Consider the following 1,922-nt stretch of genomic DNA (forward strand, 5'->3'; position numbering starts at 1 on the left):
GCAGCACGAAGCGGAACCACGACAGCAACTCGCGCGCGGCATCGAGGTGCAGGTCCAGCCCCTGCACCAGCAGGGTCCAGCCGGCGCGCGACACCGGCGGCAGCGCACGCCGCGGCAGCGGGCCGCGCTTCATCGTCCAGCCGCGGCTGCCGTGCACGATCAGGCGCGATTCGACATCCTCGCGCGAGGCCAGCTCGAACAGCTGTGCGCGCGGCGCGATCGGCGCGATGCCGGGCACGGCCTGGCGGATCAGCAGCGGCTTCTTCTGCCAGTGGCGGCGCATGAAGGCGGTGGGCGACAGGCCGCCGAGCAGGGTGTCGGGCCGGGTGGCGAGACCGGGCGTAGAGCCGGGCGTAGAGGGGTGGGAGATCGGTGCGGGCATCGCAKGATTGTGCGATGACTGTGCGATCATCCTTCGATGCTCATCACCAACCCCTGCGTCGTCGCCCTCACGTGGCGATTGGAAGACGCCCAAGGCCAGCTGATCGACGAACTCGACGCGCCCGTCGAGTTCTTCGTCGGTGGCGACGACCTGCTCGCCAAGGTCGAAGAAGCGCTGATCAACCAGGAGACCGGCTTCGAAGCCAGGCTCCACCTCGAACCCGAACAGGCCTTCGGCGACTACCAGCCCGACCTGGTCTTCTTCGAGGCACGCTCGATCTTCCCGGAACAGGTCGATGTCGGCATGCAGTTCGACGGGCCGCCCGAAGGCGCCGTCACCGAAGGCCTGCGGCCTGACGCGGTCTACACCGTGACCGAGGTCTACCCGACCCACGTGGTGCTCGACGGCAACCACCCGCTGGCCGGCATCGCGCTGCGGCTCGACCTGAAGGTGCGCGACGTGCGCGAGGCCACCGAGGAAGAGATCGAGGCCGGCAGCGTCGACTCGCCGGCCCTGAGCATCATGACGACGGCGCCGTCGAATTCACACCTGCACTAGGCTCAGGCCTGTGCGGCGCCTTCGGGTGCCGTCACCGGCCCCTTGCCGCTGAAGCGGTCGAGGTACAGGTAGATCACCGGCGTGATGTAGAGCGTGATCGCCTGCGAGAACACCAGCCCGCCGCACACCGCGAGGCCGAGCGGCTGGCGCAGTTCCGCACCCGCGCCCAGCCCCATCGCGATCGGCAGCGCGCCCATCAGCGCCGCCAGCGTCGTCATCATGATCGGCCGGAAGCGCAGCACGCAGGCCTCGCGGATCGCCTGCTCCGCCGCCATGCCCTGCGAGCGCTGCTGCTCGAGCGCGAAGTCGATCATCATGATCGCGTTCTTCTTGACGATGCCGATCAGCAGCAGGATGCCGATGGTCGCGATCAGCGTCAGGTCCATGTTGAACAGCTTCAGCGTCAGCAGCGCGCCGACCGCCGCCGACGGCAGCCCGGCCAGGATCGTCAGCGGGTGGATGTAGCTCTCGTACAGCACGCCCAGCAGCACGTAGATCACCAGCAGAGCGCCGACGATCAGGATCGCCTGGCTGCCCTGCGAGCTCTTGAACACCGCCGCATCGCCGCCGTAGCTGGTGATGATCGACTCCGGCAGCTCGATCTCCGCGCGGTAGTGCTCGATCTTGCCGGTCGCGTCGCCGAGCGCGGCGCCGGGCGCGAGGTTGAACGACACCGTGACCGCCTGCAGCTGGCCGACGTGGTTGATCGAGGTCGGGCCGACCGTGCGCGTGACGGTCGCGAAGCTCGACATCGGCACCAGCGTGCCGCTGGACGAGCGCACGTAGATGTTGTTGAACGCGCTCTCGTCCTGCTTGGCGCCGGGCGCCACCTCCATGATCACCTGGTAGCTGTCGACGGCGGTGTAGATCGTCGACACCTGCCGCTCGCCGAACGCGCTGAACAGCGCCGAGCGCAGCGCGTCGATCGACACGCCCAGCGTGTTGGCGCGGTCGCGGTCGATGTGCAGCGACGCCTGCAGCT

Annotated in this window: 3 protein-coding genes; 1 reads left to right on the forward strand and 2 read right to left on the reverse strand. The window is 68.6% G+C overall.

Annotated features, from left to right (window positions below; all coding sequences use genetic code 11):
* Nucleotides 1-382 (reverse strand): cupin domain-containing protein (locus AC1D15_RS29635; protein WP_477828838.1); only part of this gene is annotated, 382 nt, incomplete at its 3' end.
* Between the two features lie 36 nt (nucleotides 383-418).
* Between AC1D15_RS29635 and AC1D15_RS29640 the strand changes: the two genes are divergently transcribed.
* Nucleotides 419-940, forward strand: coding sequence for an FKBP-type peptidyl-prolyl cis-trans isomerase (locus AC1D15_RS29640; RefSeq protein ID WP_047511457.1), 522 nt, complete (start codon nucleotides 419-421; stop codon nucleotides 938-940).
* 2 nt (nucleotides 941-942) lie between these two features.
* Here AC1D15_RS29640 and AC1D15_RS29645 read toward each other — a convergent pair.
* Nucleotides 943-1,922, reverse strand: a 980-nt coding sequence (locus AC1D15_RS29645) for an efflux RND transporter permease subunit (RefSeq protein ID WP_477828839.1), incomplete at its 5' end; no start/stop codon positions are given.

It is taken from the genome of Rhizobacter sp. P2_H2 (assembly GCF_056403375.1).